General features: G+C 70.9%; 6 protein-coding genes and 1 pseudogene. 4 read left to right on the forward strand and 3 right to left on the reverse strand.

The annotated features are described in order from the left end of the window. Positions 1-168: 168 nt before the first annotated feature. The 4 genes and pseudogenes from ACZ7KX_RS42510 (at position 169) to ACZ7KX_RS42525 (ending at position 2,446) form a co-directional block, all read left to right on the forward strand. Positions 169-582 (forward strand): peptidoglycan-binding domain-containing protein, encoded by a 414-nt coding sequence (locus ACZ7KX_RS42510; RefSeq protein ID WP_470331314.1) that lies wholly within the window; start codon positions 169-171, stop codon positions 580-582. Between the two features lie 84 nt (positions 583-666). Further along, positions 667-804 (forward strand): annotated as a pseudogene (locus ACZ7KX_RS42515) (phosphotransferase-like protein); the annotation flags it as partial. Between the two features lie 310 nt (positions 805-1,114). Beyond that, positions 1,115-1,579, forward strand: coding sequence for a hypothetical protein (locus ACZ7KX_RS42520; RefSeq protein ID WP_470331315.1), 465 nt, complete (start codon positions 1,115-1,117; stop codon positions 1,577-1,579). Between the two features lie 498 nt (positions 1,580-2,077). After that, positions 2,078-2,446, forward strand: a complete 369-nt coding sequence (locus ACZ7KX_RS42525; RefSeq protein ID WP_470331316.1) for a hypothetical protein — start codon at positions 2,078-2,080, stop codon at positions 2,444-2,446. Here ACZ7KX_RS42525 and ACZ7KX_RS42530 read toward each other — a convergent pair. The 3 genes from ACZ7KX_RS42530 to ACZ7KX_RS42540 form a co-directional block, all read right to left on the reverse strand. Then, positions 2,427-2,648 (reverse strand): hypothetical protein, encoded by a 222-nt coding sequence (locus ACZ7KX_RS42530; protein ID WP_470331317.1) that lies wholly within the window; start codon positions 2,646-2,648, stop codon positions 2,427-2,429. The genes ACZ7KX_RS42525 and ACZ7KX_RS42530 overlap by 20 nt on opposite strands. Positions 2,649-3,001: 353 nt before the next feature. Beyond that, a complete protein-coding gene (locus ACZ7KX_RS42535) occupies positions 3,002-3,307 on the reverse strand; it encodes a hypothetical protein (RefSeq protein WP_470331318.1) in 306 nt (101 codons plus the stop codon). Between the two features lie 121 nt (positions 3,308-3,428). Next, complete coding sequence (locus tag ACZ7KX_RS42540; RefSeq protein ID WP_470331319.1) at positions 3,429-4,115, reverse strand: rhomboid family intramembrane serine protease; 687 nt, start codon at positions 4,113-4,115, stop codon at positions 3,429-3,431. Between the last annotated feature and the right edge of the window lie 525 nt (positions 4,116-4,640).

Genomic DNA, 4,640 nt, shown 5'->3' on the forward strand with positions numbered 1-4,640 from the left:
TCGTCTTGCGCGGGGAACATGGTTCCCGCGAGGCGAGACGAGACGGTACGTCACGAGACGAGACGGTGCGGGTTGCCGTACGGGGGAAGGTCGTTTCCGTCACGGGGGATCGCCTCGGTAGCTCACGGGCGAGGTCTGTCCGCTGGCAATCATTCCAAGGGGGAACACATGTCGATACGCAAGCGTGCTCGGTCGGTCAGTACGGTGGCCGCGGTTTCCGCCGCGGTGCTGGCGGTCACGGCCGGTACGGCCAGTGCCAAGCCGGGAGTGCCGTACATCCGCTACGGCGCGCAGGGGCTGACGGCCTACTGCGTGCAGGAAGCCATCGACCACGCGCACATCAACCGCCGGACCAGCGCCGAGCTCATCTCGTCGGACGGCAAGTTCGGCCCGGCCACGCTGGCGGCACTCCAGCAGCTGCAGCGCGACTTCAACCTGGAACCCGATGGTGTGGTCGGCCCGGACACCGGCACGGTGCTGTGGCAGCAGATCGACGAGTCGATCCGGCAGAGCTACAACTGGGACACCGGCTTCGGGGCGTACGCAAGCTACTGCTACTACGTGCTGCCGACCCACAGCTGACGTCAGCGGCATCAGCACCGAAGGCGCCGGATCACCGGTTCGGTCGTCAGCCGCAGGCCCTGTCGTGGCGCGGTGATGAATCGAATGACCGTCCTGAACGACGGCCCCCGCTCGGGAAGGCCCGGGATCGCCCGGTGTCCGCAGACCGGCCCGCCTGATCCGTGGCCGACTCCGGGAACTGACAGGCTCGCAGATGCGCTGCCCGCGTCCTCGCAGGTGCCCGAGGCGGGGACCGCCGGAGCATTCGATGCTCCGGCAGGCCGGGTCGGTCAGTGGCTGGTCGGGCACGTGGTTCCTCGTGCCCGGGGGGACCGTGGAGCACGCGGAACAAGGAGAGGCTATGCCCGCCGGCAGGCTGTTTATCACGGTGGCAGGGATCGGAGCGGCCGTGGTGTCGGCTACCGGGTGCAGCAGTTCGGGGGCGGCCAGGAGCGGAGACCAGCAGACGCCGGTGGCGCCACCGGCGTCTGTCGTGGTGGCCCCGTCCAGGCCGTCGCTGCCCGTCGCGAGCGGCCCGGTCCTGCACGGCGTCATGCACACTGCGGGGGACTACGGCTTCCAGGCGCAGCTGATCAGCGCGAACACGAGCACCGCGCTGCCGGGGGTTCCGGTCCCGGTGGGCAAGACGGCGGTGCTGATCAGGGTGAAGCTCGGGTCCGATCCGGCGGACCGGACGAGTATCGTCCCGAACCACGAGTCGCTGGCGATCAAGTTCCCTGGCTGCAAGGACTGTATGTGGACCGAGGACGCCTCGCCCAACGTGCCGGAGAGCGACCTCCTCGACGGGACGAAGAGCGGCCGCACCCCCGAGGCGCTCGGGAAGATGGAGGCGAACATGCCGTACTACAAGTACTTCTGGCAGTTCGTCCCGGAGGGAACCGATCTGACGACCGCGCAGTGGTGCACCACCTCCACCCTGCCGGCCGAGGTCAAGTGCGCTCCGCTGGGCCAGGTGACCCCGCTCACGGCCCATCTGGCCGCGGACGACCTGAACTGACCCTTCCCGGCCAACGGTGGACGAGGACGCCCGTGAGCACCGGCAGCATCCGCGGGCTGCGCGACCTCGCGCGGGGACGGGGCCGTCGACGGGCCGGAGCCGTTGCGGGCCTCGGCACGGTGAGGTGGACCTGTCCGCAGTTCGCGACGGTGCGTCGTGGTGGATGATCGCTGCGTGAGTGCGACGTGGAGGGAGGGGCGGCGTGGCGTCCGGCCCAGGGTCTGCTTCATCAGCCGGAACGCATGCTCCGGGTCGAAACGGCGGAGGAACAACTGCCACCAGCGGTCCACCTCCGCAGGCGTGGCGCCGGCGGACGAACACCACAGCCAGACCGGCTTCGGGCCGCGATCGCCCGGCAGGCGCTCGACCTGCAGTCGCACCAACGTTCCGTGCAGGACGGGCAGTTCTTCCTCGGTGCGCTCCAGCCAGGGGCCTCGGTGGGTGAGCCGGGGGTGCATCCGGCCCCAGGCCATCGCCTCCGCCTTGCCGTAGCGGGTGGTGTCCGTAGCCGCGGTGACGTCGGGCTGGTGCCAGCTGGCCGAAGCGGCCGAGGAAGCCGGCGCGTCCAGTGCGGCGGTGGATGCGCTGGCCATGGGGGTCGCCGGGCCTCGGGTCGAAGTCCCGCTGCGGCGCGAGGGGTTGGTGATCGAAGTGCTTCCGCCCGACTGCGCGCAGATTGTGGCCCTGGTCCAAGAGAACACCGCCGGTGGTGGGCAGGGAGTGCGGGCCCGGGCGATGCGCGAGCATCTGGGCTGGCCGGCGAGTGACGCGAAGGAGCAGACCGCGCGGTTTCGGGCGAAGCGGCTGATCGAGCGGGGCTGGTTGAGCGAGGGACGGCCTGGGCTGTTCAGGCTGCGGACCGCTTGACGCGGCGGGGTGCTGGTCGGCCGGAGCGGGCCCGGCGGCGGATGGCCGGGATGCTCGCGGCCCACCAGGCCATCGCCTCGGCGCTGTCGATGCGGGTCTCGTGGTCCCGGGCGAGGCGCCGAGCCCGGATCAGGTGGGAGAAACTGCGCTCCACGACGACCGTGACCATCACCCGTGCCTTGGACAGCATGTTGACGAACACCGCAGCGGCTTAACTTCCTGGTCTTGCGTTTTCACCCGTCGCCGAGACCGACAACCCCGGCTGAACGACCAGGCGTCCCCGCACTGCCCTCCCGGCTGCCGCGCGCTCCTCGTTCTGCGGACCGGTCACCGGGGTCGAGGCGGTGGTGCCGGCTTGTGCGGCCGCACGGTGACAGGCCCCGGGGCCGGCCCCGACTCGGGCGGCGTACGGTGGACAGAGCGGGCGCTGCCGCCTGGCGGCGGTCGGTGCCATTCATCCCTGCCCGCACTCTCCGTTCTTGAGGAGGTGCGGGCAGTCGCGATCTCCGGCCTGCCGGAGGCGGCTGCTGCCCGGGGTCCCGCTGTGTGTGCGTGCTACGAGGTGAGGAGAACCAGGGCGAGGCTTCGGGTGAGGGGTCCCGCCGCAGGTTGCCGTCCCTTCCCCGAGTCGGTTCCCACCCGCGGGTGCCGGGGCCGGACTGAGCGGTGGCTCCGATAACGCGGGGTGAGCTCCTGGGCGAGGCGGTCGGCGGTGATGTGGGCCAGCTGTGCGTCCTGCGGGCGCAGGTCCCACCACTGTCCGTCCGCCGCCGTCCGCCCGGTCGCGGTGGTCAGCTCGGTGACCTGCGTGCACAGGTCCGCATCTGCCAGCTCGGCGTCCACTGCTGTCCGCCGGCTCATGCGCGTCCCTCGGCGAGGTCGGCTTCGTCCTCGAAGGGCAGGGGCCTCTTGGGCGGGATGTCGAAGACGGTGTCGGTCTCGGTGACGTCCAGCAGGCGGGCCATCCCGTCGGCGGGAGCGGCTACGCGGCGACCTGCCGGTCGGCGCGACCCCACTGGCGGGGTGCGCACACCAGACCGAGCAGGCATCCCGCTACCAGACCCGCACCGTGGTTGTTCCGCAGCAGGCACAGGAACAGCCCGCAGGCCGGGACGAGCAGGACGAACCACGAGGCCTGCCACTGCCCGCGTAGCAGGCAGTCCACGGCCAGCGCGCCCAGCAGGCCGCAGATGGCGACCGAGTCGCCGCCGCCGCTGGGTGACCAGGCCGCCAGGCTGACGACGTGGGCCGCCACGCCGGAGAGCAGGAACACCGCCAGGGTCCGCCCGCACCCGAGCACGGACTCGGCGACCGCCCCGATCACCAGCAGGGCCGAAAGGTTCATCGCGATCTGCGCCCAGCCCGAGGACTGCACCAGCAGCGCCGTCCCGGCCCGCCACCACTGACCGCCCGTCAGTGCACCGGGTCGGCGTTCCAGCTCACCGATCACCGACGGAGCCACGGACTGAACCACCGCCATCACCGCCATCACCACGAACAGCGCGGACGTGACCCACGGCCGACGTGCCCACGCCGTGCGGACCACCGCCACCACCTCGCCCGGCCCGCCGCCGTCCGAGGCCGCTCCCCCGACCAGTACCAACGTCCGCAGCCCCACACCCACCACCACGGCAGCGCTCGCGTACAACCCGATCACATGTGGCGACATCGCCCCACCCCCGTTCGAACACCCCGGGGCACACCGCCCCGGCCAATCACTCATCCTCCCGGTGCGACCTGGCCACCCACCAGGGCTGATGGTCACCGGGTGTGCGTGATCTCCGTCATGCCGGTCCGTCACGCTCGTGGGCGCCCGCGCCGGCTGTGACCAGCGATGATGTGGCTTTCCATGACCACGGGTTTCATCGAGGGCCGGGCGAGTTCAGGTGGCTCGGGGTGGACAAGCCCCTGGCCCGGTGTGGGCGTGCCATTCCTCCCTCACCGTGTCGATCCGGCTCACCGAGGACGTCTACGTCAGGCCGTGTTCGATTCCTGGCCTGGGCAAGCGCGGCCAGGGCCTTGAACAGAGGTACTCAACGACAACACCGCTGGGGTCCCGGTCGTGCCCGGCCGGGGTCGTCTGTGGGCTGCTGGTCGCTTGTCGGCAACGGCTCAAAACGGGCCGGTTCCAGCGGGTCAGTTGTGGGCCATCCGTTGGTCTCGCTGGATGGTGTGCGTCAGTCGTTGTCGTCGG

Source organism: Kitasatospora sp. NPDC038210, from assembly GCF_055600605.1.